This window comes from Sphingomonas sp. NCPPB 2930 (genome assembly GCF_042867205.1).
GTDB lineage: Bacteria > Pseudomonadota > Alphaproteobacteria > Sphingomonadales > Sphingomonadaceae > Sphingomonas.
Genome location: NZ_JBHZQU010000001.1, coordinates 80,848 through 105,567, shown reverse-complemented (window position 1 = coordinate 105,567; position 24,720 = coordinate 80,848). Strand labels below are relative to the sequence as shown.

Below are 24,720 nucleotides of genomic sequence, written 5' to 3'. Positions count from 1 at the left end.
GATGCGCAAGCAGCTTTCCCTGATCCCGCTTCTTCTGCTGGGGGCCTGCACCGTCGGGCCGAACTATGCCGGGCCGCCCAAGGCCATCGGCTCCGCCGCGACGCCGCCCGCCGGGTTCGTCCGCGCCGACTCCACGCTGGCGACGACCGCGCCTGCGGTGGCCGACTGGTGGACGACGCTGAACGATCCGATGCTGACCTGGCTGGAAGAGCAGGCGCTGGCGTCCAATCCCAATGTCGCCGTCGCACAGGCGCGGTTGAAGCAGGCGCGTTCGGCGCTGCGGCTGGAGCGCGCCAATCAGGCGCCCAACGCCAATGCCAGCGCGACCTATCTCCACGCCGATCTGCCCGCGCTGAACCTGGGTGGCGGGGGAGAGCAGGGCGGGGCGAACGGCAATGCGTCGGGCGGCTCGGGCGGCGGGACCAGCGTCGACTTCTTCAATCTGGGTTTCGACGCCAGCTGGGAGATCGATCTGTTCGGCGGCCGTCGTCGCACCGTGGAGGCCGCGCGCGCCAGTGCGGCGGCGGCCGAGGCCAATGTCGCCGATGCGCAGGTCTCGCTCAGCGCCGATGTCGCCCAGGCCTATATCGGGCTTCGCGATGCGCAGCAGCGGCTGATCCTGGCGCGCGACGCCTCGCGGATGCAGCGCGACACGCTGAACCTGACGCTTCAGCGGTTCAACAACGGCGCCGCCTCGCAGCTGGAGGTCGAGCGGCTGCGCAACCAGGTCGAGAGCACCGATGCGCAGATCCTGCCGCTCTCGGCCTCGGTCGAGACCTATCTCAACGCGCTGGCGATCCTGATCGGCGAGGCGCCCGGCACGCTCGACCAGCGGCTGGGCCAGCCGGGCAAGGTGCCGCTGCCGCCCGCGCAGGTGGCGGTCGGCGATCCGACCGCGCTGCTCCAGCGGCGCCCCGACATCCGCGCCGCCGAGCGCAACCTGGCGGCGCAGACCGCGCGGATCGGCGTGGCGGAGGCGGCGAAATTCCCGCGGCTCAATCTGATGGGGATCATCGGCATCGGCGGCACCTCGCTCGACGCGCTGACCGATCTCGACAATCTGGTGACGCTGGGCGCGCCGATGCTGCAATGGAATGTGCTGAACTTCGGTCGCGCCAATGCCCGTGTCGGCCAGGCCGAGGGCGCGCGCGACGAGGCGGAGGCGCAGTATCGCGGCGTGGTGCTGTCGGCGCTGCGCGATGCCGAGGACGCGCTGTCGCGCTTCCGCGCGCGCCGCAACACGGTGGCGACGCTGGCGCGAGCCAAGGCGTCGGCGGATCGCTCGGCGATGCTGATGCAGCAGCGCTACCGCGCGGGCACCGCGACCCTGATCGACACGCTGGATGCCGAGCGCCAGCGCGTGTCCGCCGATCAGTCGTTGTCGCAGGCGGTGGCCGGGCTGACCAACGATTACGTGGCGCTGCAAAAGGCGCTGGGCCTGGGCTGGCGGGCGCCGACAGGGGCTTGATCCTTTTCCTCCCCTGCAAGGGGAGGGGGACCAGCGAAGCTGGTGGAGGGGTGTCCCCGCCGATGGTGACACCCCTCCGTCAGTCCTTCGGACTGCCACCTCCCCTTCCAGGGGAGGAACGAGGGGCGATTACGCCCCCGCCTTCGCGATCCGTTCGCGTGCCTCGCGTTCGATCGTCTCCAGTTCGTCGACCGTCTGGACCAGCGCGGTCATTTGCTGGCGGAGCTCGCCGATCCGCGCATGGCATCGCTCGGCCAGCGCGCGCATCTGTTCGACATGCTGGGGATCGGCATCGTACAGCCGTAGGAACTCCTCGATCTCGCGCAGCGAGAAGCCCAGCCGCTTGCCGCGCAGGATCAGCTGCATCCGCGCCGTCTCCCGCTTGGAATAGACGCGCGCGGTGCCCACCCGTCGCGGCTCGATCAGCCCGCGATCCTCGTAGAAGCGCAACGTGCGCGTCGTCACCCCCAGGCTGTTGGCGACATCCTGGATGCCGCGCAACTCCTCCGTATCCGTCACTTCGCCTGTTCCCCCACCGGCCGCGCCGCCGCCGCCTTCGCCAATTCTTCCTCGACCAGTTCCTTTTTCGACAATTTGCCGATCAGGGTCTTGGGCAGGCTTTCGCGGATTTCGACTTCGCGGGGAAGCTCGATCTTGCTGACCTTGTCCTGAAGGAACACACGCAGTTCCTCGGGCGTCGCGTGATGATCGGCGGCCAGCTTGACGAAGGCCTTAGGCGACTGGCCGCGATAGGGGTCGGGGATGCCGATCACCACCGCCTCGGCGACGGCGGGATGCTCGTACAGCGCCTCCTCGATCATGCGGGGATAGACGTTATAGCCACCGCACAGGATCACGTCCTTGATCCGGTCGACGATGAACAGATAGCCGTCCTCGTCCAGATAGCCGACATCGCCGGTGCGCAGCGCGCCGTGGATGAAGACCTGTTCGCTCTCGGTGGGCCTGTTCCAATAGCCGGACATGACCTGCGGGCCCCGCGCGCAGATTTCGCCGACCTCGCCCGGCGGCATCAGCCGGTCGGGATTGTCGCGGTCACGGATCTCGATGATCGTGCCGGGGAAGGGCAGCCCCGCCGATCCACCCTTGTTCTCGCCCAGAATCGGGTTGCAGGTGATGATCGGCGACGCTTCCGACAGGCCATAGCCCTCGACCAGCCTGCCCCCGGTCGTGGTCTCGAACGCCACGCGCACCTCGGCGGGCAGCGGCGCGCCGCCCGAGATGCACGCCTTGATCGCCGACAGGTCGACCTTGCGGGCCTCGGCCACGCCCGCGATCGCGTTGTAGATGGTGGGGACGGCCGGGAAATAGGTCGGCTTGCTGCGCGCGATGGTCTTGAGCACCTGGTCCAGCTCGAACCGGGGAAGCAGGATCATCTCCGCGCCGACCCGGATCGCGAAGCTGAGCACCGTGGTCAGCGCAAAGACGTGGAAGAGCGGCAGGACGCCCAATATGCGCTCCTCGCCGATCATTTCCTCGCCGCCGGTATGGATGACCATCGCATCGGCATTGGCGATCAGGTTGGCGTGCGACAGCATCGCCGCCTTGGGGCTGCCGGTGGTGCCGCCGGTATATTGCAGCACCGCCACATCGTCGGGTCTGGCCGATACCGGGGTCAGGGTGCCGCCACGCTTCATCATCTGCGCGAAGCTCAGATGGCGGGGCGAGGGGCCGGGGGCGGCGATCATCGACCGCTTGAGCAGGCGATAGGCCAGCCCCTTGATGGTCGGCAGCGCGTCGGCCACGGGGCAGGCAATGACGTGGCGCAGGCCCAGCTTCTCGGCGACATGGGAGACGCGGCCGTAAATGTCGGGAATGTCGCAGGTCGCGATGATCTCCGCGCCCGAATCCTCCAGCAAGTGGCACAGCTCGCGCTCGACATAGAGCGGGTTGACGTTGACGACGATGCCCCCCGCCTTCAGCGTCGCGAAATAGAGGACGGGGTAATAGATGATGTTGGGCAGGCAGAGCGCGACGCGGGTGCCCTGCTTCACCCCCAGCGCCTGGAGCCCGGCGGCGGCCTTGTCGACCATCGCGCCCAGTTCGTCATAGCGGGTGATTCGGCCCATGAAGTCGATGGCGGGGCGATCCCCGTGCCGCCGTACCGTGGTCTCGAACATGTCAGTCAGCAGCCGCGGCTCGAAGACCAGGGGACGTCCCGCCGCCTGACCCGGTACACCGCCTGTCGTGGTTTCCCCGATGGCTCCTGCCGTCATCGCGTCGCTCTCCTATATCTTTTTTCGACCATACCCGGTTGTCGATTGCGGTCGAGTTGCTTATTGTCTTGACGTATAGGGTAGGTAACGCACCTTAACGTTAGGCCGCAAGCCCATAAAGAGAGGATTGGATGACCAACATCGTGATCGCAGGCTATGCCCGCTCTCCCTTCACCCAGGCTGGCAAGGGCGCGCTCGCACGGGTTCGTCCCGATGACCTGACCGCGCAGGTGATTCGCGGCCTGATCGAACGGACCGGCGTCGATGCTTCCGAGATCGAAGACATCATCCTGGGCTGCGCCTTTCCCGAGGGCGAGCAGGGCATGAACGTCGCGCGGCTGATCGGCCTGCTGGCGGACCTGCCGCTGTCGGTCGGCGGCATGACGGTCAATCGCTTCTGCGGATCGTCCATGTCGGCCATCCATATCGCCATGGGCCAGATCCAGATCGGCGCGGGCGAGGCGTTCATCTGCGCTGGCATCGAGTCGATGAGCCGGGTGCCGATGGGCGGCTATAACCCGCTGCCCAACCCCGAACTCGCCGCCGCCCGGCCCGGCGCCTATATGGGCATGGGCCAGACCGCCGAGAATGTCGCTACCAAGTACCAGATCACCCGCGCCGAGCAGGAGAAGTTCGCAGTCGCCAGCCAGAAGAAGGCCGCCGAGGCACGTACCGCCGGGCGGCTCGCCGATGAGATCGTGCCGATCCATACCAAGGCCGGCGACGTGACCGAGGACGGCCTGATCCGTCCCGACACGACCGAAGAGGTACTGTCTGGCCTGAAGCCCGCCTTCGACAAGGACGGCACCGTCACGGCGGGCACCGCCTCGCCGCTGACCGATGGTGCGGCGGCCGTGCTGGTCACGTCGGAGGAGTTCGCCAATCGCCACGGCCTGAAGATCCTCGCCCGGATCAAGTCGGTCGGGATTTCGGGTTGCGAGCCCGAGACGATGGGCCTGGGGCCGATCGGCTCGTCCAAAAAGGCGCTGGAGCGCGCGGGCATCTCGGCGGGCGACCTCGATGTGGTCGAGATCAACGAGGCCTTTGCCAGCCAGGCGATCGCCTGCATCCGCGACCTGGGCCTTAGGCAAGAGACGATCAACAAGGACGGCGGCGCGATCGCGATCGGTCATCCGCTGGGCGCGACCGGCGCGCGTATTGTCGGCAAGGCGGCGGCGTTGCTGGCGCGCGATGGCGGCCAGTACGCGCTCGCCACCCAGTGCATCGGCGGCGGGCAGGGCATCGCGACCGTTTTGGAGCGCGCATGATGGCTGACATGATCAACAAGGTTTGCGTGATCGGCGCAGGCGTGATGGGGGCTGGCATCGCGGCGCAAGTCGCCAATGCCGGTGTGCCCGTCCTGCTGCTCGACATCGTGCCCAAGGACGGCACCGACCGCGACGCCATCGCCAAGGGTGCCGTCGTCAAGATGCTCAAGACCGAGCCCGCGCCCTTCATGTCCCCCGCCGCCGCCAGGCTGGTCGAAACGGGCAATATCGAGGATCATCTCGACAAGGTTGCCGAATGCGACTGGATTGTCGAGGCGGTGGTCGAGCGGCTGGACATCAAGCAGGCGCTCTATGCCCGGCTGGAGGAATTGAAGCGTCCCGGCACGGCGGTGTCGTCCAACACCTCGACCATCCCGCTCGGCCATCTGGTCGAGGGGCGGTCGGAACAGTTCCAGCGCGACTTCCTTATCACGCACTTCTTCAACCCGCCGCGCTATATGCGGCTGATCGAGATCGTCACCTCCGAGCACACCGATGCGGGCGTCGCGGCGAAGGTCGAGCAGTTCGTCGATCACCGCATGGGCAAGCGGATCGTCCGCGCCAAGGATACGCCCGGTTTCATCGCCAACCGCATCGGCACCTATTGGCTGGCCATCGCGATCAACGCGGCGATGGATCAGGGGCTGACCGTCGAGGAGGCGGACCAGATCGGCGGCCGTCCGATGGGCGTGCCCAAGACCGGCATTTTCGGGCTGATCGACCTGGTCGGCATCGACCTGATGCCGCTGCTCGCCAAGTCGCTGTCCTCGACGCTGCCGGAAGGCGACGCCTATTTTGACACGATCCGCCCGTTGCCGTTGGTCGACAGGATGATCGCGGAGGGCTTTACCGGCCGCAAGGGCAAGGGCGGTTTCTACCGCCTCGATCGCAAGCCCGACGGCACCAAGGCCAAGCAGGCGATCGACCTGAAGACCGGCGAGTATCGCGCGGAGAAGAAACCGGAACGTCTGCCGAGCCGTGCCGAAAAGGACCTGGCCGCGCTGGTCGCGACGCCGGGCAAGGTCGGGGACTATGCCTGGGCGATCCTGGGTCCGGTGCTGTCCTATGCCGCAGGGCTGGTCGGCGAAGCGGCGGACGACGTGGTTGCGATCGATGACGCGATGAAGCTGGGCTATAACTGGAAATTCGGCCCGTTCGAGCTGATCGACCGTCTGGGGCCGGGCAAGCTGGCCGAGCGACTGCGCGCCGAGGGCAAGCCCGTCCCGGCGCTGCTGGAGACGGCGGGCGACCGCCCCTTCTACCGCGTGGTCGATGGCAAGCGGCAATATCTGACGCTGGGCGGCGACTATGCCGATGTCGTCCGCGCCGAGGGCGTGCTGCTGCTCGAAGACATCAAGCTGCGCTCCGAGCCCTTGCTCAAGAACGGTTCGGCGGCGGCCTGGGATGTCGGCGACGGTGTCGTGGCGTTCGAGTTCACCGGCAAGATGAACGCGCTCGACGAGCAGGTGCTGTCGCTCCTGCAAAAGACCATCGCGCTGGTGAAGAGCCAGTATAAGGCGCTGGTCATCTATAATGAGGGCAGCAACTTCTCGGCCGGGGCCAATCTCGGTCTCGCCATGTTCGCGGTGAACATCGCGGCCTGGGGTGAGGTCGACAAGCTGGTCGTCGCAGGGCAGCAGGCGTACAAGGCGCTGAAATACGCACCCTTCCCGGTGGTGGCCGCGCCGGCGGGCATGGCGCTGGGCGGCGGGTGCGAGATCCTGCTCCATGCCGATGCGATCCAGGCGCATGCCGAAAGCTATATCGGCCTGGTCGAGACCGGCGTCGGTCTGGTGCCGGGCTGGGGCGGCAATGGCGAGCTGATCGACCGCCTCGCCAAGTCGCCCAAGATGCCGAAAGGTCCCATGCCCGCCGTCATGAAGGCGTTCGAGACCATCTCGACCGCGCAGGTGTCGCGCTCGGCGGCGCTCGCCAAGGACCTCGGCTATCTGCGCAAGGACGATGGCATCACCATGAACCGCGACCGCCTGCTGGCCGATGCCAAGAGCAAGGCGCTGGCGCTGATCGAGGGCTATCAGCCGCCCGAAAAGCCGGTCTTCCGCCTGCCCGGTGCGGCGGGACGGGTCGCGTTCAGCGGCGCGGTCGCCGACTTCGCCAAGAAGGGCGTCGCCACGCCCTATGACGTGGTCGTCGCGGGCCGTCTGGCGAACATCGTCACCGGCGGCGAGGCCGACATCATCGACGAGGTGAGCGAGGATCAGCTGCTCAAGCTGGAACGCGCCGCCTTCATGGAAAGCGTCAAGGACGCGCGGACCCAGGCGCGGGTCGAGCATATGCTCGAAACCGGCAAGCCGCTGCGCAATTGATCGGGAGAGGATAATCCCATGCAAGTCTATAACGCGCCGCTGCGCGACATGCGCTTCGTCCTCCACGAGCTCTTCCAGGAGGACGAGTTCGGCCCCGTCGCGGGACAGGACGAATTCGGTCCCGAGCTCTACGACGCCATCCTGGAAGAAGCGGCACGCGTCACGCAGGAAGTCCTGCTGCCGCTCAACGCCACCGGCGACATCGAAGGGTGCAAGCTGGAGAACGGCGTTGTCCGCACGCCCGCCGGTTTCAAGGACGCCTATAGCCAGTTTTGCGAGGGCGGCTGGGCCGCGCTCGCCTCGCCGGTCGAATATGGCGGCCAGGGGCTGCCCGAGGCGGTGAACAAGCTGGTCGAGGAGATGATCTGCGCGACCAACCTGTCGTTCAGCCTCTATCCCGGCCTGACCCACGGCGCGACCACCGCGCTGATGGGTCATGGCTCGGAGGACCTGAAGAGCTTCTATCTGCCCAAGATGATCTCGGGCGAATGGTCGGGGACGATGTGCCTGACCGAGGCGCATTGCGGCACCGATCTGGGCCTGCTCCGCACCCGCGCCGAGCCGCAAGGTGATGGGTCGTACCGGCTGACCGGGGGCAAGATCTTCATCTCGGCGGGCGACCATGACCTGACCGACAATGTCATCCACCTCGTCCTCGCGCGCACGCCCGATGCGCCCAAGGGGGTGAAGGGGATCAGCCTGTTCCTGGTGCCCAAATATCTGCCCAAGGATGACGGCTCGGTCGGCCCGGCCAATGGCGTCAGCGTCGCGGCGATCGAGCACAAGATGGGCCTGAAGGCGTCGGCCACCTGCCAGCTGGAGTTCAACGATTCCAAGGGCTGGGTCGTGGGCGAGCTGAACAAGGGCCTGGCCGCCATGTTCACCATGATGAACACCGAGCGCGTCTCGGTCGGCATCCAGGGTCTCGGCATCAACGAGATCGCCTATCAGTCGGCCGTCGCCTATGCCAAGGACCGGTTGCAGGGCCGCGCGCTGGGCGGGGCCAAGCGCCCCGACCTGCCCGCCGACCCGATCATCGTCCACCCGGACGTGCGGCGGATGCTGATGACGATGCGCGCCTATGCCGAGGGCTGCCGCGCGCTGGGCCAATGGGCCGCACGCGCGCTGGATGCCGAGGCGAATGCCATCGACCCGGCCGACCAGTCGCGCGCGGCGGACTTCGTCGCGCTGATGACCCCGGTCGTGAAGGCGCTGTTCACCGACTTGGCCTTCGATGCGGCGAACATGGCGGTGCAGGTCCATGGCGGCCACGGCTATATCCGCGACCATGGCATCGAGCAGTTCGTCCGCGACGCGCGCATCGCCCAGATCTATGAGGGCACCAACGGCGTCCAGGCGCTCGACCTCGTCGGCCGCAAGATGCCCGCGCATATGGGCCGTTATATGCGCCCCTTCTTCCATGCCGTGTCCGAACAGGTCGAGGCGCTGGTCAAGTCCGAGGACAAGGCGATCGCCGGCTGGGCGGCGGGGATGCAGCAGGCGTTCGGCGCGCTCCAGCTCAGCACCGGCATGATCGCGCAGAAGGGGATGAAGGACCCCGAGGAAGCCGGTGCCGCCGCGACCGACTATCTGCGCCTGCTCGGTTTGGTCGGCATGGGGCATTGCTTCCTGAAGTCGGCGCGGATCGCGACTGCGAAACTGGCCGAAGGCAGCGACGAGGCGGGCTTCTACAACGCCAAGCTCGCCACCGCCGGTTTCTTCTTCGATCGCATCCTGCCGCAGGCAACGGCGGCGTTCCTGGCGATCAAGTCGGGCAAGCGCTCGACCATGGCGCTGGAGCTGGAGGCGTTTTGATGGTCATGATGTCGGCGGGCCTTGATTGCGGCCCGTCGGCATTATACGCATAGGGCATTATCCTATGCGTCATATGATGAACGTATAGGGAAATCTGGGCGACCGTGAAAAGGCGGCGTCCGGCCCGGATCATCGGGCATGGAGAGGAGAAGAGGCATGTTGTTGAGCCTGACAGCCATGGCGCTGGCCGCCGCCGGTGCGAACGCCGATACGGTGATCGGCCGTTGGCAGACCCAGACGCGCGGCGGCGTGGTCGAGATCCAGAAATGCGGAACGTCGGTCTGTGGCCGCGTCCTGACCTCGGAAAAGCTGCGCACCAACCCGGCGCTGACCGACCAGAACAACCGCGATCCCAAGCTGCGCAATCGCCCGCTGAAGAACCTACTGATCCTGCAGGGCTTCTCACAGGACGGCGCGGCCTGGAGCGGCGGCACCATCTACAATGCCGAGGATGGCAAGACCTATAGCGCGAAGCTGACGCCCGAGGGGCCGGACACGCTGAAGGTGCGCGGCTGCGTCTTCGTGCCGCTGTGCAAGACGCAGACCTGGACCCGCATCCGCTGATCCGCCACGTCGCCATCCAACACAAGATTCGGGGAATAAGATCATGACCAAGCGCTTCAGGGCTCCGCTTCTGGCCTCTGCCATCCTGTCGTCCTCCTTCGCCTTTGCGGGCGCGGCGCACGGCCAGGCCTTTTATCTTCAGGAACAGTCGACGCGGGGGCAGGGCCGCGCCTTTTCGGGCGAGGGTGCCGATACCGGGGCCTCGTCGCTGTGGTGGAACCCGGCCTCCATCGCGGGGATGGAGCGCGGCGAGGTGGTGCTCGGCGCCTCGGCGATTATCCCCAAGGGCGATGTGGTCGATACCGGCACGCTGATCCGTCGGCCGGGCCAGACCACTTTCCAGCCGGTCGGCGGCAACCGGGTGTCGAGCGATCCGATCAATCGCGGCGTCGTGCCCTCGGGCGCGGTCGCCATCCCGCTGAACGACCGGGTCGCGGTCGGCCTGGCCGTCACCTCGCCCTACAGCTTCACGACCGAATATGACGGCAACAGCTGGGCGCGGTACAGCGCGCTCAAGACCGAGCTGCGGACCATCGACATCCAGCCTTCGGTGGGCATCGCGCTGCTCGACTGGCTGCGCGTCGGCGGCGCGCTCAACGTCGAATATACCAAGGCCGAACTGGGCAATGCGCTGCCCAACCTTTCGTCGCAGCTGGCGGACGGGTATCAGCGGCTGAAGGGCGATGGCTGGGATCTGGGCTGGACCGCGGGTGTCCAGCTGCACAATGACTGGGCGACGGTCGGCATCAGCTACAAGTCGAACATCAAGCACAAGCTGAAGGGCAGCCTGGAGGTGGGCGGCCTGCTCGGCCCCCTCGCCGGGCAGAACCGGACGATCGACGGCGCGACGGCGGAATTCTATACCCCTGCGCAGATCATCGTCTCGGGCCGTTTCCGCACCACCGACAAGCTGACGCTGAACGCGCAGGTCGTGCGCTTCACCTGGGCCGATTTCGACGCGATCCGGCTGGGCGCGCCGATCAACACCGCGATCCCCGAAAATTACCGCAACAGCTGGTCGCTGGCGGGCGGCTTCGACTATGCGGCCAATGACCGCCTGACGGTGCGTGCCGGTGTGCAGCGGGGCATCACCCCGACGCAGGACGGCAATCGCGACGCGCGCGTGCCCGACGCCAATCGCTGGAACTACTCGATCGGCGGCTCGTACAAGCTGACCCCGCGCTTCACGCTGGATGCGGCGGGCAGCTATATCGACTTCGCCAACGCGACCATCGACCGCCGGACCGCCGCCTATGCGGGCACGGCGGTGCAGACGCCGATCCTGACCTCGGGCCAGGTGCAGAATGCGCGTGCGTTCGTGGCGTCGATCGGCGGCCGCTTCAGCTTCTGATTGAGAGAGTGGTTATGAAGATCGTCGTGCCCGTGAAGCGGGTGTTGGATTATAACGTGAAGCCGCGTGTGAAGGCGGACGGGACGGGCGTCGATCTGGCGAACGTGAAGATGTCGATGAACCCGTTCGACGAGATCGCGGTGGAAGAGGCGATCCGGCTGAAGGAGAAGGGGGCGGCGACCGAAGTGGTCGTCGTCTCGATCGGCGAACCCAAGGCGGCGGACACGCTGCGCACCGCGCTCGCCATGGGCGCGGACCGCGCGATCCTGATCACCGCCGACCAGGCGCCCGAACCGTTGGGCGTCGCCAAGCTGCTCGCCAAGGTCGTGGAAGAGGAACAGCCCGGCCTCGTGATCCTCGGCAAGCAGGCCATCGACGGCGACAACAACCAGACCGGGCAGATGCTCGCCGGGCTGCTCGGCTGGGCGCAGGGGACCTTCGCGTCGAAGGTCGAGATCGAGGGTGAAACGGCGAACGTCACCCGTGAGGTCGATGGCGGTCTGGAGACGGTGGCGCTGACCCTGCCCGCGATCGTCACCACCGACCTGCGCCTGAACGAGCCGCGCTATGCCTCGCTGCCCAATATCATGAAGGCCAAGTCCAAGCCGATGGCGACCAAGACGGCGGCCGATTACGGCGTCGACATCGCGCCCCGGCTGACGATCACCCATGTCGCCGAGCCGGGCAAGCGCCAGGCGGGCGTCAAGGTCGGCTCGGTCGACGAGCTGGTCGAGAAACTCAAGGCACTGGGAGTGGCCAAGTGAAGACGCTGGTATGGGTCGAGCATGACGGCGGGGCCGTCAAGGATGCCACGCTGGCGACCGTCACGGCGGCGGCCAAGCTGGGCGAGGTGCACCTGATCGTCGCAGGGCAGGGCGTCGACGGCGTCGCGCAGGCCGCCGCGAAGATCGCCGGCGTGGGCAAGGTCCATGTCGCCGACGACGCGGCCTACGCCAACGCGCTGGCCGAGAATGTCGCGCCACTGATCGCCGAGCTGATGGGGCATCACGACGCCTTCCTCGCCCCCTCGACCACCACCGGCAAGAACATCGCACCGCGCGTCGCCGCGCTCATCGACGTGATGCAGATCAGCGACATATTGTCGGTCGAGGGGCCGGACAGCTTCACCCGGCCCATCTATGCGGGCAATGCGATCGCGACCGTGAAGACGACCGACGCCAAGCTGGTCCTGACCGTCCGCACCACCGCCTTTGAAAAGGCGGCGGCTGAGGGCGGCTCGGGCATCATCGAGGCGGTCGGCTCGACCGGCGATGCGGCCAAGTCCCGCTTCGTCGGCGCGGAGAAGGCCGAGAATGCCCGGCCGGAACTCACCAGCGCCAAGGTCATCGTCTCGGGCGGCCGCGCGCTGGGCTCGGAGGAGCAGTTCCACGCGCTGATCGATCCGCTCGCCGACAAGCTGGGTGCCGCCGTCGGCGCATCCCGCGCGGCGGTCGATGCGGGCTATGCGCCCAACGACTATCAGGTCGGCCAGACCGGCAAGATCGTGGCACCCGAAGTTTATGTCGCGGTCGGCATCTCGGGCGCGATCCAGCATCTGGCGGGGATGAAGGACTCCAAGGTCATCGTCGCGATCAACAAGGACGAGGATGCCCCCATCTTCCAGGTGGCCGATATCGGCCTGGTCGGCGATCTGTTCACCATCGTGCCGGAACTGACCGACAAGGTCTGAGGACAGGCGCATCCCGGTGTCCGCCGGGATGCGCCGTTACCGGCGGGGGCGGAAAATCATCCCAATATCGTTGATTTATGTGAGGAATGCGCAGGAAATCCCGTTGCCTGCTTGTTCCCGCCACGCCGGTCCGGTTAGCGTTAGCAGATGAATGAGAATATGATGGGAGGAAGCGAGCGGCGCGTGCGCACGATCGCGGATCTGGCGCAGCTGGCGGGGGTGTCGCCGGGCACCGTGTCGCGCGCGCTGGCCGGCAAGGCGCTGGTCAACGAAGAGACGCGGCGGCGCATCCAGTCGCTGGCCGACGAGCATGGCTTTCGCCCCAACCAGATGGCCAGCCGGTTGCGCACCCGCCGGACCGGGGTGATCGGGATCGTCGTGCCGCTGGGGCATGAGCGTCGCCAGCATCTGTCCGACCCGTTCTTCATGACCATGCTGGGCTATCTGGCCGATGCGCTGACCGAGAGCGGCTATGACGTGATGCTCTCGCGCATCATCCCCGATGCCGAGGACTGGCTGGACCGGGTGGTCGATTCGGGAATGGTCGACGGCGTCCTGCTGATCGGCCAGTCCAACCAGTATGACGCCATCGAGCGGGTGGCGCGGCGCTATCGCCCGCTGGTCGCCTGGGGCGTGACGCTGCCCGATCAGGTGCATGTCGCGGTCGGCACCGACAATCGCGCGGGCGGGCGGCTGGTTGGCGAACGGCTGATCGGGCGCGGATGCCGCCGCATCGCCTTTCTGGGCGACGCCAGCGCGCCCGAAATCCGCCAGCGGCATGACGGCGTGGCCGAGGCGATCGCGGCGGCGGGGGTGGATGCACAGTTGATCCAGCTCGCCACGCATCTCGCCTCCGACCTGATGGAGCGGGAGATCGCGGCGCATATCGACGCGTTGCTGGAACAGGGCGGCGGCACCATGCCCATCGACGGCATCGCCGCGGCCTCCGACATGATCGCGATGACGGCGGTGCGCGTGCTGACCGATCGCGCGATCACCGTGCCCGACGCGTTGCCGGTGATCGGCTATGACGACCTGCCGCTATCGGCACAGGCGGTGCCGCGCATCACCACCATCCGCCAGGATGTCGCGACCGGCGCGCAGGCGATGGTCGACGCGCTGTTCGCGCGGATCGCGGGCCAGGAAGCCGGATCGGTGATCCTGACCCCCGAACTGATCGCCCGCGATTCCGCCTGACCGGGCTCAGTCGCGCGCGATCGTCACCCGGTCTCCGTCAAAGGCCAGGCGGAACCACGGCGCGGCGGTGCCCCCGAAACGCTGGCGACGCAGTGCCGGGTCGGCACCGGCGTCGCGGCCCTCCAGCCCCCAATAGTCGACGAAGCTGATGACATCGCCTTCGCCGGTCACCCACCAGCAATAGGCCTGGGTCGGCTCCTTGACGGGATTGCCCGCGACCAGGCCGGTGCCGTTGACCGGCCGCCACGGCCCATCGAACCGCTCCGCGACCATCGCATAGAGCCCGGTCGGCGCGCCCAGGCCGGGGGCGAAGCGCTTGCCCTGGGTCGACCAGAAGCAGTAATAATGGCCGTCGCGCAGGATGATGTGTGGCCGCTCCAGCTCGCTGTTGACGCCCAGCGATTCGATCAGCGGCGGCTGGATCGCCCAGCGGTCGCCCTGGCGCTTGGCCACGCCGACCACGCCGTCGATATCCTGTTTCACCCAGCCCGCCGATCCGACGAACAGCAGATACTCCGCCCCGTCCGCCGGATCGCGGAAATAGCCGGGATCGCGAAAGCCCTTGATGCCGCCATTTTCGGGTTCGGCCTGGTTGGCGACGATATAGTGATGGCCATCCGCCGCGACGCTCTCGACCGGCGTGCTCCAGCCCTCGGTCCGCGCCTCCTCGCCCTCGACGACGAAGCGGCCGACCGTCTCGAACAGCCGCTGCTCGAAGGTGCGCGGACCGCCGCGCCGTCCCGAGGCGGTGAAATACATGGTCAGCGTCGTGTCGTCCTCGCCCAGCACCGCCGAGCCCGACCATTCGCGGCTGCCCGGCGTGAAGCCGTCGGGGAAGGTCACGCCGTGATCGCGCCAGCCGTCCGCGCCGTGGCTGGTCAGCCGGATGCGCGCTTCGTCATGGCGCATCTCGGGATCCTCGAAGCGCGGCGTGGCGAGGAAGAACCACCAGCTCCGCCCGCCGAGAAAGGCGGTGCGACCATCGGCATAGGCGATCTGCCACATGTCCCACAGGTCGTGGTCGGGCAGGATCGGCACGACATCGGCGGCGGTGAAGACCGGCAGTCGGGCATCGTCTTGCGCGGCGATCCCGGCCAGCGCCTCGGCCGACCAATGGGCGGGGGTGATCGTCATAATACCTCGGAGCAGAAAGGGGAGGGGGATCAGGCTTGCGGCACCGCGCCCAGGGGCAGGCCGTCCCGCCCCCGCGCGCGCACCGTGAAAACGGAGACGGCGGCCAGCAGCATGAGCACACCGCACAGGGTCAGCACATTGCGCGGATCGCCGCCCAGCCAGTCTTGGTAGAACAGGGGCAGGGTCACGCCGAAGATCAGCATCGGAATGACGATCATCATGTTGAAGATGCCCATATAGACGCCCGTCCGCTCGGGCGGGATCGAGCCCGCCAGGATGACGTACGGGTTGCCCATCATGCTGGCCCAGCCCAGCCCAATGCCGATGGCGGGCAGGAACAGCATCGCCTTGCTGGTGACATGGGGCATCGCGATCATCCCGATGCCGGTGATGACCAGGCACAGCGCGTGGAGCGGCGCCGCCCCCCAGCGCTTGGCCAGCGGCACCATCGCAAAGGCCGCGACGAAAGCGACGCCGTTATAGAAGGCCGCGACCTCGCCATTGGTCAGCACGGCAGCATGGAAGCCCGAGGACGTCGCATCGGAGGTGCCATAGACCGAACGGCCGATCGCATAGATGACATAGTTCCAATAGGCCATCATCGCATACCATTGGAACAGGCTCATCAGCGCCAGCTTGCGCATCGGCATCGGCATGGCGCGGATCGCGTCGCCGATCTCCTTGAGCACCGGCCCGATCCCCTTGGGCGCGGCGGCGATGCGCGCGCGGTCCGCCTCGCTCGTCGGCAATTCGGGCACGCGCCGGATCGACCAGACGATGGTGATGAAGGATAGTGCCGCGCCGATCATGAAGACCACACGCGCCGTATAGGGGATATTGTGCCCGTCCACCCAATCGGGGTTCATCCCCGCCCAGACCAGGATCGAGGGGGTGAGGAAGGCGAGCATCTGCGCCAGGCCGGTAAAGGCGCTCTGGGTCAGAAAGCCGATATTATGCTGCGACCCGTCCAGCCGGTCGGAGACATAGGCGCGGTAGGGCTCCATGGTGATGTTGTTGCCCGCGTCGAGGATCCAGAGCAGCGACACCGCCATCAGCAGCGACGAGCTGAGCGGCATGAAGAACAGACCCAGCGCGCACAGCACCGCGCCGACCAGGAAATAGGGGGTGCGGCGTCCCCAGCGGCTGTCGGTCCGGTCGCTCATCGCGCCGATCAGCGGCTGGATCAGCAGGCCCGTCATCGGCCCGGCCATCTGCAACAGCGGAATCTGCGCCTCCGACGCGCCCAGATAGCTGTAGATCGGCGCCATATTGCCCTGTTGCAGCCCGAAGCTGAACTGAAGGCCCAGAAAGCCCAGATTCATCTCCAGGATGCGGACCAGTGAAAGGCGGGGTTTGATCGGGGCCATGGTTCCGGCGGCGGGGGTGGACGGGGTCATCGAGATCCTCTCGCACGCGGGGATGGGCCATGGTCTATCGCTGGCTTGCCGCGTCGCTTTGGATCATGCCGCGCCGCGCAAGGGATTGCAACAAACGATTGCATGAACGGCTGCGCATGTTTCGCTCCCAAAGTGGCACGGCTTGCGGGCGATCAGGGCGTCGTCATCGCCCGACCGGCCGCGCGCGCGCTCCGCGTGGAAGGCCTTACCGCCCGCCGGGCGGCAGGTTCGTCTCCAGATAGCGGGTCATCAGCGAATAGAGGTGGATACTGGTATTCTCGCCCTCATAGATGCCGTGGCTGCGGTCGGGATAGGCCATCATCGAGAAGGGCTTGTTGAAGTGGATCAGGCGATCCACCAGCTGGTCCTGGTTCTGATAATGGACATTGTCGTCCAGCGTGCCGTGGATCAGCAGCAGATTGCCCTTCAGCCGGTCGGCGAAGGTGATCGGCGAACCATTCTTATAACCGTCCACATTGTCCTGCGGCAGCCCCATGTAACGCTCTTGATAGATGGTGTCATAGAGCTTCATGTCGGTCGGCCCGGCCACCGCGATGCCGGTCTTGTAGAGGTCGGGATAGCGGAACAGCGCGTTCTGCGTCATCGCGCCGCCGCCGCTCCAGCCCCAGATGCCGATCCGCTCGGGGTCGATATAGGGGCGCGTCGCCAGCATCGTCTTCACGCCCGCGGCGTAATCGGCGGAGGCGAGGATGCCGACCTGGCGATAGATGCTCTTGCGCCAGTCGCGCCCGCGCGGGGTGGCGGTGCCGCGCGGATCGAGGCTGGCGACCAGATAGCCCTTTTGCGCCAGCATCCGGTGCCACAGACCCTGCGCCCCCGCCCAGCGATCCGCGACCGTCTGGCCCCAGGGTTCGCCATAGACGAAGTACAGGATCGGATAGCGCTTGGCGGGATCGAAGCCCGGCGGCTTGATCAGCCACCCGTCGAGCTGCGTGCCGCCGCCGATATCGACGCGGAAGAACTCGGTGGCGGGCAGGCCGCTGTCCCGGACGACCTTGGCCAGCGGCGCGTTGGCGGCGAGCGTACGCAGCGGCTGCTGGCGCGTCATGTCGAGCATGTCGGTCACCGGCGGCGCATCGAAGCGGGACACGGTGTGCAACGCCCAATGCTCGCCCGGCGCGATGTCGTAGCTGTGCGTGCCCGGCTGACCGGCGGGGGTCAGCCGCTCGACCTTTGGGCTGCCCGACAAGGTGGTACGATAGAGGTAACGCTGGGTCGGATTGTCGGGCGAGGCGATGAACCAGGCATAGCCCGCCTTCTCATCGACATTGAGCAGCTCGACCACGTCGAACTTGCCCGGCGTGCGCAGGCTCGCGCGGCCGCTGGCCCGGTCGATGGTGTAGAGATGCCGCCACCCGTCGCGTTCGGACAGCCAGGTGAAGCGGCGCCCGCCGTTCAGCCATTCGGGCGCGACATTGGCCTCGACCCAGGCGGCGTCCTTCTCGGTCATCACCGGCCGGACCGAGCCCGTCGCCGGATCGCCGAGCAGCACCTTGTACGTGTTCTGAAGCCGGTTCGACTGCTGGATGAAGACCGCGTCCGATCCGCCCGCCCAGCTCATCTGCGGCACGTAATTCTGGCGCGGGTCGCCGTCGAGCTTGAACCAGCGGGTCTGGCCGTCCGCCACATCAACCGCCGCCACCGTCACCGCCGAATTGGTCGTGCCCGCCTTGGGATATTGCAGTGGAATGACCTGCGAATATTGGCCGCCGGTATTCTTGATCATGTCGAACGTGCCGACGCCGCGCGTGTCGAAACGGAAAAAGGCGATCCGCCTGGAATCCGGGCTCCAGTCGAAGGCGCGGTGGACCGAGAATTCCTCCTCATAGACCCAATCGGCTAGGCCGTTGACGATATAGTCGTCGCCGTCCTTCGTCAGCGCCAGCGCCGCGCCACCCTCGACCGGCTCGACATACAGGTTGTTCTTGTGGACATAGGCGATGCGGCGGCTGTCGGGCGAGATGCTGGCATAGAGGGTGGTCGAGGCGGGCAGATTGCCGCCGACGCGGTGCAGCTTGCGCGTCGTCCGGTCGAACAGCCAGTAATCGGCCAGCGCATTGGTCCGGCGGAAACGCTGGCCGTTGGTCTGGATCAGCAGCCAGCGGTCGTCGGGCGACCATTGATAGCTGTCGATGTCGAGCGGCGCGGTCGCGCCCGGCGGGACCAGATCGGTCGCGGGCACTACGACCGTCCGCGCGCCGTCGGCGATCGTGTAGCGCACGATGTCCTGGCCGCCCTTGGGGCCCGCCTCCAGCGCGAGATAGCTTTCGCCGTCCTTGCCCCAGCGGCTTTCCCGCACCGATTGCGTGCGGACCGCGCCGGGCCCGAAAATGGTCTCGACCGACAGCGACGGGGCAGCGGGCGTCGTCGCGGTCTGCGCCGCGACGGGCAGGGAAAGGGCCAGCGGGGAAAGGGAAACCAAAAGCCCGGAAATTCGCCAGCACGACCGCATCGACCCGCCCTATATTCGCTTGCAAAGCGCATAGCGTAACGGCGCGGGGTAAAATCGTATACAGAAATCTGCGTGGCGATTGCGGCCGATGCGATTACAGACGGTGGCGGTTCGCGACGAGGAAAGGAACAGCCGGTTCATGACATCGGGGATCGACCATGTCGCGATCATCGGCGGCGGCTTTGCGGGCACGCTGCTGGCGATCAATCTGGTGCGCCATGGGGGCCCGCGCGCCACGCTGATCGAGCGGCGGGCAAACCAGCTGGCGCGCGGCGTCGCCTATAGCGCGGCGCATGCCGAGCATCTGCTGAACGTCCGCGCGGGCAATATGAGCGCGCTGCGCGACGATCCCGATCATTTCGTCCGCTGGCTGGTCGCGCGCGGGGCGGGGGATGCGAAGACCTTCGTGCCGCGCCGGGTCTATGGTGACTATCTGCGCGACCTGCTGATGGAGACGATCGCGGCGGACCCCGCGCGGCTGACATTGGCGAGCGGCGAGGTGACCGCGCTGGAACGGGCGGGGCAGGGCTATCGGCTCGACCTGGCGGAGGGCGGTTCGCTCGGCGCCGATGCGGTGGTGCTGGCGCTGGGCAATCTGCCGCCGCATACGCCGCCGGGGATCGATCCGGCCGTGCTGGACCAGGGCTGTTATCGCGAGGACCCCTGGGCCGGCGACATTGCCGAGGGGCTGGGCGCGGACGATCGGGTGTTGCTGGTCGGCAGCGGGCTGACCGCGATCGATGCGGCGTTGCTGCTGGACGCGAGCGGTTTTGGCGGGCGTATCGTCGCCATCTCGCGCCGGGGGCTGGCGCCGCGCCGTCACGCGGAAACCCCGCCGGTCGCGCCGCTTCGCGAACGCCCCGCCGCCAGCCTGTCGGCGCTGGTCCGCTATGTCCGCTGCGCCGCCGCCGAACAGGGCTGGCGCGGCGCCGTGGATGCGTTGCGGCCGGTGACGCAGATGATGTGGAGCGCGGCCGATGGCGCGACGCGGGCGCGCTTCCTGCGGCATGTCCGCCCCTATTGGGACGTGCACCGCCACCGGCTCGCCCCGTCGGTCGCCGACCGGGTCGATGCGCTGGTCGCGGCGGGGCGCCTGTCGATCGCGGGCGGCAAGCTGGTGCGGGTCGAACCGGACGGCGCGGGGGCGATGGTCCATTGGCGGCCACGCGGGGCGGAGGCGGTGGAGACGCTCCGCGTGGCGCGGATCGTCAACTGCACCGGGCCGCAGGGCGACCTGCTCCGCTCGCGCGAACCGCTGATCCGGCAGTTGCTGGCGGGCGGCATGATCCGGCCGGATGCGCTGCGGATCGGGCTGGAGGTCGATGCGCAGAGCCATGTCGTCGCGGCCGATGGCGGGGTGGACGACCGGCTCTATTGCATTGGCCCGATGACGCGCGGCGGCCTGTGGGAAGTCGTGGCGGTCCCCGACCTGCGCCAGCAGAATTGGGAACTCGCCCGACGGCTCGCCCATGCGCAATGGGTGGGTGGCGAGGGGCTTTGACTCTTTCCCTCCGATAAGCCGCGTCGTTACGCGGTCGCCCCGATGCGCTTCAGCCAGTCGGCATGGCTGGGCATCGACTCAGCCATCTGTCCGATCGCGTCGGCCAGCTTGCCGACGAACGCGCGGCTCTGTGCGGGGTCGCCATAGCTGAGCAGCGGGTCGCGGCCCTCGGGAATGTTGAATTGGCCGAGATGCACCGCCGCCCAGCTCGCCGGGCCGAACAGGTCCATGTCGCGCGCGACCAGCCGCCCGCTCTCGCGGAAATGGCCGATCTTCATCGCCAGCGTGTCGGGGATCGGCATGGCCGCACAGTCGCGCCATAGCGGCGTATCGGTCCGCTGCGTCAGCTTGTAGTGCAGGATGATGAAGTCGCGGATCCGCTCATATTCGGTGATCGCGACGCGGTTATATTCCTCGATCGCGGCGGGGGCGAAGGCGCGGGTCGGGAAATAGGCGAGCAGCTTGGCGATGCCCGCCTGGATCAGATGGATGCTGGTCGATTCGAGCGGCTCCATGAACCCGCTCGACAGGCCGATGGCGATGACGTTGCGGTTCCAGAATTGCTTGCGCCGCCCCGTCGTGAAGCGCAGCGGTCGCGGATCGGCCAGCGGCTCGCCGTCCAGATTGGCCATCAGCGTCGCCGCCGCCTCGTCGTCCGAGACATGGCGGCTGCAATAGACATAGCCGTTGCCGGTGCGATGCTGGAGCGGGATGCGCCATTGCCACCCGGCGGCGCGCGCGGTCGAGCGGGTATAGGGCGTCAGGCCGTCGCCGCCGGTCACGCACGGCACCGCCACCGCGCGGTCGCAGGGCAGCCAGTGCGTCCAGTCCTCATAGCCGGTGGCGAGCGCCTCCTCGATCAGCAGCCCGCGAAAGCCCGAGCAGTCGACGAACAGGTCCGCCGCCAGCACGCGGCCATCCTCCAGCGTGATCGAGGCGACATGACCGCGCATGCCCTCCAGCGCATGGCCCGCGATCCGCCCCTCGACGCGCACGACGCCGCGCGCCTCGGCATAGCGGCGCAGATAGCGGGCATAGAGCCCGGCATCGAAATGATAGGCATAGTCGAAGGTCGAGGCGACGCTGCGCGGGTCGGCCATCGGCGCGGCGAACCGGCCGCGTCTGGCCGCGCCCCATGCCATCGACAGTTCGTCGAACGGCACCGTCGCTCCCTCGGCCCCACCCGCCGCCAGCCAATGCTGATGCACCGCGACCAGATCGAAGGATTTGCCGTGCGTGCCGAAGGGGTGGAAATAGCGACGCCCCTCCCGACCCCAGCCGACGAACTCGATGCCCAGCTTGAAGCTGCCCTTCGTCTCGCGCAGGAACTCCGCCTCGTCGATGCCCAGCGTCTGGTTGAACAGGCGGATCGGGGGGATCGTCGCCTCGCCGACCCCGACCGTGCCGATCGCATCCGATTCGACCAGCGTGATGGCCAGCCCGCGCGGCATCGCATGCGCCAGCGCGGCGGCGGTCATCCACCCGGCGGTGCCGCCCCCGACGATCAGGACCGACCGGATCGCCTCGGCGGGGCTGTCGCTCATCATGCCATCCTCTCCCTTTTGCCGCGCCATAGCATGCAAAGGTTTGCGATCCCACCGTCTCGATGTCGGGCCAAGCACTGTGTTTTTCCGATCACAGTTAACGGATTTTTATGCAATGGTTTGCAAAGTCAGGCTTGCAAACGATTGCTCATGTGATAGCCAGTCTCCACGACATCCCGGCCACCGGGGCGAATCAGGAGAGGGTGAATGACGACGGGCGTTCTGCGGTCTTGCGGATCGATGGCGGCTCTGGCGATGGCACTGGCCAGCGCACCGGCCTTTGCACAGGCGACGAGCACGCCGGCGGCTCCTGCCGCGCCGGCTCCCCAGGCGGGCAGCATCCCCGATGCGGGCGTGTCGAGCGAGGACATCGTCGTCACCGCCACCAGCGGCGAGCGTTCGCGCTTCCGCAGCTCGATCTCGGTGTCGCAGGTCAGCCAGGAGGCGATCCAGAATTTCACGCCGCGCTCGACCGCCGAGATCCTGCGCAACATCCCCGGCCTTCAGCCCAGCGACACCGCGGGTCCGGGCGGCAACGCCAATATCGGCGTGCGCGGCATTCCGGTGTCGACCGGCGGCTCGGAATATGTCTCGCTCCAGGAAGACGGCCTGCCCGACGTCCTGTTCGGCGACATCAACTTCGGCAACAACGACTATTGGCTGCGCTTCGACCAGAATGTGAAGACGGTCGAGGCGGTGCGCGGCGGTTCGGCCTCGACCTTCGCCAGCCAGGCGCCGGGCGCGGTCATCAACTTCATCAGCAAGACCGGCGAGACCAAGGGCGGCCAGATCGCCTATTCCAACGGCCTGGGCTTCCGCGAACACCGCGTCGACTTCGACTATGGCGGCCCGATCGACGACAATACGCGCTTCCACATCGGCGGCTATGCGCGAAACGGCGGCGGCTACACCAACGAGAATTTCAACATCCTGCGCGGTTACCAGATCAAGGCGAACATCACCCGCGATCTGGCCGACAATCGCGGCTTCATCCGCCTGTATTTCAAGCGGCTGGACGAGCAGGCGCCGACCAACACCACCACGCCGACGCTGGCGACGCTGGACGGCAACCGCGTGACCGGCTTCACCCCGCTGCCCAATTTCGACGGGCGTTCGGGTTCGGCCTATACGATCTACAACCGCAACTTCCAGTATCTGGACTATGACAATGGCGGCGTGAAGTCGGCCGAGGTGCAGGGCATCCACCCGCGCGTCACCGGCATCAGCGGCCAGATCCATTACGATTTCAACGACAATATCTCGCTTGACGACACGATGCGTTATCAGTGGATCAGCGGGAACTTCACGACCCAGTTCATCAACGTCCAGACCCGGACCGGCAGCGGCGGGCTGATCGGATCGACCGTCAACGGCCAGACCGTCGGGTCGATCCGCTATGCGGCGGGCCCGAAGACCGGCCAGCTGTTCACGGGTTCGTACATCAACAACAATCCGAACATCAACGTGTTCATGAAGAACATGGACAACTTCGCCAACAACCTGACCCTGAACGGCAAGTTCCAGGTCGGGCCGGGGAAGGCGCGGCTGACCGCCGGTCTGTTCGTGATGCGCCAGAACATCGTCCAGGACTGGCACGTCAACCGCCAGTATAGCGAGCTGAACGGCGAGAATGCCGCGCCGCTCGATCTGTTCTCGACCACCGGCACGCAGCTGACCGCCGCGGGCCAGGCCGGGTTCAACGACAATTGGGGCAGCTGCTGCGCACGCCGCGTCGACCTGACCTATACCGATGTCGCGCCCTTCCTGCAGGCGGGCTATGAGGTCGGCGGGCTGAACCTCGACGCCTCGATCCGCTATGACAGCGTGCATGGCGAAGGCACCGCGCAGGGTGGTATCGCTGGCCCCAACACCCGCGTCTCGGACGCGCTGGGCTCGGCGTTGATCCCCTCGCTGGTGCTGAACCCGACCGCCGAGAAGATCAACTATACCGATGGCTATGTCAGCTGGTCGGTCGGCGCGCTCTATGCGTTCAACAGCAAGACCAGCGTCTTCGCCCGCGCCAGCCGGGGCGGCCGCTTCAACGCCGACCGCCGTGTCCTGTCGGGCAATTTCAACGCCGACGGCTCGCTCAACAGCCAGGGGCAGGCGACCTCGGTCAACTATCTCAACCAGCAGGAAATCGGCCTGAAGCAGCGCGGCGGCATCTTCGGCGCGTCCTATTCGGTCGAGATCACCGGCTTCCGCTCGACGCTGACCGAGAACAACTACGACTTCACCCGGATCAACAACCCGGCGCCGAACAACAATCCGAACATCTCCAACGGCTATCGCTCGCTGGGTATCGAGTTCAGCAGCCGGGTGAGCTATGGCAATTTCCATCTGGCCGCCGATGCGACCTATGCGAATTCCAAGATCACCAGCAGCGCGACGCCGTCGTTGGTCGGCAAGAAGCCCGGCGGCCTGCCCGACTTCCTGTTCGTCGTGTCGCCCTCCTATGACGCCGGTCCCATCGCCTTCGGCGTCAGCGTGAACGGCCAGACCAGCACCAAGTCGGACGACTTCAACCTGTACACGATCAAGGGTTCGACCTTCGTCAACGGCTTCGTGACGGTGCGCCCGACCGAGCGGCTGGAACTGGGCCTGAACGTCAACAACCTGTTCGACAAGCTGGGCTTCCGTGGCGGCGGCGGGCTGTTCCCGATCCTGTCCTCGACGCAGGGCGTGTTCAACAATACCGCGCTGTACGGGCGCACGGTGACGGGGTCGATCCGCTATCGTTTCTGACAAAGACTCTCC

General features: G+C 66.9%; 17 protein-coding genes. 11 read left to right on the top strand and 6 right to left on the bottom strand.

All coding sequences use genetic code 11. From position 1 onward, the window contains the following. Position 1 precedes the first annotated feature (1 nt). The gene (locus ACFX59_RS00400; protein WP_387428581.1) at positions 2 to 1,468 is read left to right on the top strand and encodes an efflux transporter outer membrane subunit; all 1,467 of its coding nucleotides are present in this window, start codon (positions 2 to 4) and stop codon (positions 1,466 to 1,468) included. A 129-nt stretch (positions 1,469 to 1,597) separates the two neighbouring features. Here ACFX59_RS00400 and ACFX59_RS00395 read toward each other — a convergent pair whose 3' ends face one another. Together ACFX59_RS00395 and ACFX59_RS00390 are read right to left on the bottom strand one after the other, a co-directional pair. Beyond that, positions 1,598 to 1,987, bottom strand: a complete 390-nt coding sequence (locus ACFX59_RS00395; protein WP_307099869.1) for a MerR family DNA-binding transcriptional regulator — start codon at positions 1,985 to 1,987, stop codon at positions 1,598 to 1,600. Then, on the bottom strand, positions 1,984 to 3,702 hold the full coding sequence (locus tag ACFX59_RS00390; RefSeq protein WP_387428578.1) for a long-chain fatty acid--CoA ligase: 1,719 nt from the start codon (positions 3,700 to 3,702) through the stop codon (positions 1,984 to 1,986). The genes ACFX59_RS00395 and ACFX59_RS00390 overlap by 4 nt, the downstream gene beginning before the upstream one ends. A gap of 131 nt (positions 3,703 to 3,833) precedes the next feature. Here ACFX59_RS00390 and ACFX59_RS00385 point away from each other — a divergent pair, with 131 nt between their 5' ends. From ACFX59_RS00385 to ACFX59_RS00350, 8 genes are all read left to right on the top strand, one after another. Further along, entirely contained in the window at positions 3,834 to 4,970 is a 1,137-nt protein-coding gene (locus ACFX59_RS00385; RefSeq protein ID WP_387428576.1) for a thiolase family protein, read from the top strand. After that, a complete protein-coding gene (locus ACFX59_RS00380; protein WP_387429599.1) occupies positions 4,970 to 7,297 on the top strand; it encodes a 3-hydroxyacyl-CoA dehydrogenase NAD-binding domain-containing protein in 2,328 nt (775 codons plus the stop codon). The genes ACFX59_RS00385 and ACFX59_RS00380 overlap by 1 nt, the downstream gene beginning before the upstream one ends. Positions 7,298 to 7,315: 18 nt before the next feature. Continuing rightward, positions 7,316 to 9,112: an acyl-CoA dehydrogenase C-terminal domain-containing protein gene (locus ACFX59_RS00375; RefSeq protein WP_387428573.1), complete on the top strand. Its 1,797-nt coding sequence runs from the start codon at positions 7,316 to 7,318 to the stop codon at positions 9,110 to 9,112. A 156-nt stretch (positions 9,113 to 9,268) separates the two neighbouring features. Next, complete coding sequence (locus tag ACFX59_RS00370; RefSeq protein WP_309696487.1) at positions 9,269 to 9,676, top strand: DUF2147 domain-containing protein; 408 nt, start codon at positions 9,269 to 9,271, stop codon at positions 9,674 to 9,676. A gap of 43 nt (positions 9,677 to 9,719) precedes the next feature. Continuing rightward, positions 9,720 to 11,027, top strand: coding sequence for an OmpP1/FadL family transporter (locus tag ACFX59_RS00365; protein ID WP_387428571.1), 1,308 nt, complete (start codon positions 9,720 to 9,722; stop codon positions 11,025 to 11,027). A gap of 14 nt (positions 11,028 to 11,041) precedes the next feature. Continuing rightward, positions 11,042 to 11,791, top strand: a complete 750-nt coding sequence (locus ACFX59_RS00360) for an electron transfer flavoprotein subunit beta/FixA family protein (RefSeq protein ID WP_307099859.1) — start codon at positions 11,042 to 11,044, stop codon at positions 11,789 to 11,791. After that, complete coding sequence (locus ACFX59_RS00355) at positions 11,788 to 12,717, top strand: electron transfer flavoprotein subunit alpha/FixB family protein (RefSeq protein WP_387428568.1); 930 nt, start codon at positions 11,788 to 11,790, stop codon at positions 12,715 to 12,717. Before ACFX59_RS00360 ends, ACFX59_RS00355 begins: the two co-directional genes overlap by 4 nt. Positions 12,718 to 12,876: 159 nt before the next feature. Further along, positions 12,877 to 13,914: a LacI family DNA-binding transcriptional regulator gene (locus ACFX59_RS00350; protein ID WP_387428566.1), complete on the top strand. Its 1,038-nt coding sequence runs from the start codon at positions 12,877 to 12,879 to the stop codon at positions 13,912 to 13,914. 6 nt (positions 13,915 to 13,920) lie between these two features. Here the strand turns inward: ACFX59_RS00350 and ACFX59_RS00345 are convergent, their stop codons facing one another. From ACFX59_RS00345 to ACFX59_RS00335, 3 genes are all read right to left on the bottom strand, one after another. Further along, a complete protein-coding gene (locus ACFX59_RS00345; protein WP_387428564.1) occupies positions 13,921 to 15,048 on the bottom strand; it encodes a glycoside hydrolase family 68 protein in 1,128 nt (375 codons plus the stop codon). 29 nt (positions 15,049 to 15,077) lie between these two features. Then, positions 15,078 to 16,445: an MFS transporter gene (locus ACFX59_RS00340; RefSeq protein WP_387428562.1), complete on the bottom strand. Its 1,368-nt coding sequence runs from the start codon at positions 16,443 to 16,445 to the stop codon at positions 15,078 to 15,080. Positions 16,446 to 16,650: 205 nt separating this feature from the next. Next, entirely contained in the window at positions 16,651 to 18,888 is a 2,238-nt protein-coding gene (locus ACFX59_RS00335) for a DPP IV N-terminal domain-containing protein (protein ID WP_387428560.1), read from the bottom strand. Positions 18,889 to 19,057: 169 nt separating this feature from the next. Here ACFX59_RS00335 and ACFX59_RS00330 point away from each other — a divergent pair, with 169 nt between their 5' ends. Continuing rightward, a complete protein-coding gene (locus ACFX59_RS00330; protein WP_387428557.1) occupies positions 19,058 to 20,419 on the top strand; it encodes an FAD/NAD(P)-binding protein in 1,362 nt (453 codons plus the stop codon). Positions 20,420 to 20,445: 26 nt separating this feature from the next. Here the strand turns inward: ACFX59_RS00330 and ACFX59_RS00325 are convergent, their stop codons facing one another. After that, positions 20,446 to 21,963, bottom strand: a complete 1,518-nt coding sequence (locus ACFX59_RS00325; protein ID WP_387429597.1) for a tryptophan halogenase family protein — start codon at positions 21,961 to 21,963, stop codon at positions 20,446 to 20,448. Between the two features lie 207 nt (positions 21,964 to 22,170). On the opposite strand from ACFX59_RS00325, the gene ACFX59_RS00320 reads away from it, so the two are divergent. Next, positions 22,171 to 24,708 carry a TonB-dependent receptor domain-containing protein gene (locus tag ACFX59_RS00320; RefSeq protein WP_387428555.1) on the top strand — a complete coding sequence of 846 codons (2,538 nt, stop codon included), beginning with the start codon at positions 22,171 to 22,173 and terminating at the stop codon, positions 24,706 to 24,708. Positions 24,709 to 24,720 lie beyond the last annotated feature (12 nt).

What these genes read in the sequence shown, in the direction of transcription:
- ACFX59_RS00390 (WP_387428578.1), bottom strand. Translation starts at nt 3,702, where the DNA reads ATGACGGCAGGAGCCATCGGGGAAACCACGACAGGCGGTGTACCGGGT.
- ACFX59_RS00370 (WP_309696487.1), top strand. Translation starts at nt 9,269, where the DNA reads ATGTTGTTGAGCCTGACAGCCATGGCGCTGGCCGCCGCCGGTGCGAAC.
- ACFX59_RS00385 (WP_387428576.1), top strand. Translation starts at nt 3,834, where the DNA reads ATGACCAACATCGTGATCGCAGGCTATGCCCGCTCTCCCTTCACCCAG.
- ACFX59_RS00380 (WP_387429599.1), top strand. Translation starts at nt 4,970, where the DNA reads ATGGCTGACATGATCAACAAGGTTTGCGTGATCGGCGCAGGCGTGATG.
- ACFX59_RS00350 (WP_387428566.1), top strand. Translation starts at nt 12,877, where the DNA reads ATGATGGGAGGAAGCGAGCGGCGCGTGCGCACGATCGCGGATCTGGCG.
- ACFX59_RS00330 (WP_387428557.1), top strand. Translation starts at nt 19,058, where the DNA reads ATGACATCGGGGATCGACCATGTCGCGATCATCGGCGGCGGCTTTGCG.
- ACFX59_RS00400 (WP_387428581.1), top strand. Translation starts at nt 2, where the DNA reads ATGCGCAAGCAGCTTTCCCTGATCCCGCTTCTTCTGCTGGGGGCCTGC.
- ACFX59_RS00340 (WP_387428562.1), bottom strand. Translation starts at nt 16,445, where the DNA reads ATGACCCCGTCCACCCCCGCCGCCGGAACCATGGCCCCGATCAAACCC.
- ACFX59_RS00345 (WP_387428564.1), bottom strand. Translation starts at nt 15,048, where the DNA reads ATGACGATCACCCCCGCCCATTGGTCGGCCGAGGCGCTGGCCGGGATC.
- ACFX59_RS00320 (WP_387428555.1), top strand. Translation starts at nt 22,171, where the DNA reads ATGACGACGGGCGTTCTGCGGTCTTGCGGATCGATGGCGGCTCTGGCG.
- ACFX59_RS00375 (WP_387428573.1), top strand. Translation starts at nt 7,316, where the DNA reads ATGCAAGTCTATAACGCGCCGCTGCGCGACATGCGCTTCGTCCTCCAC.
- ACFX59_RS00365 (WP_387428571.1), top strand. Translation starts at nt 9,720, where the DNA reads ATGACCAAGCGCTTCAGGGCTCCGCTTCTGGCCTCTGCCATCCTGTCG.
- ACFX59_RS00325 (WP_387429597.1), bottom strand. Translation starts at nt 21,963, where the DNA reads ATGAGCGACAGCCCCGCCGAGGCGATCCGGTCGGTCCTGATCGTCGGG.
- ACFX59_RS00360 (WP_307099859.1), top strand. Translation starts at nt 11,042, where the DNA reads ATGAAGATCGTCGTGCCCGTGAAGCGGGTGTTGGATTATAACGTGAAG.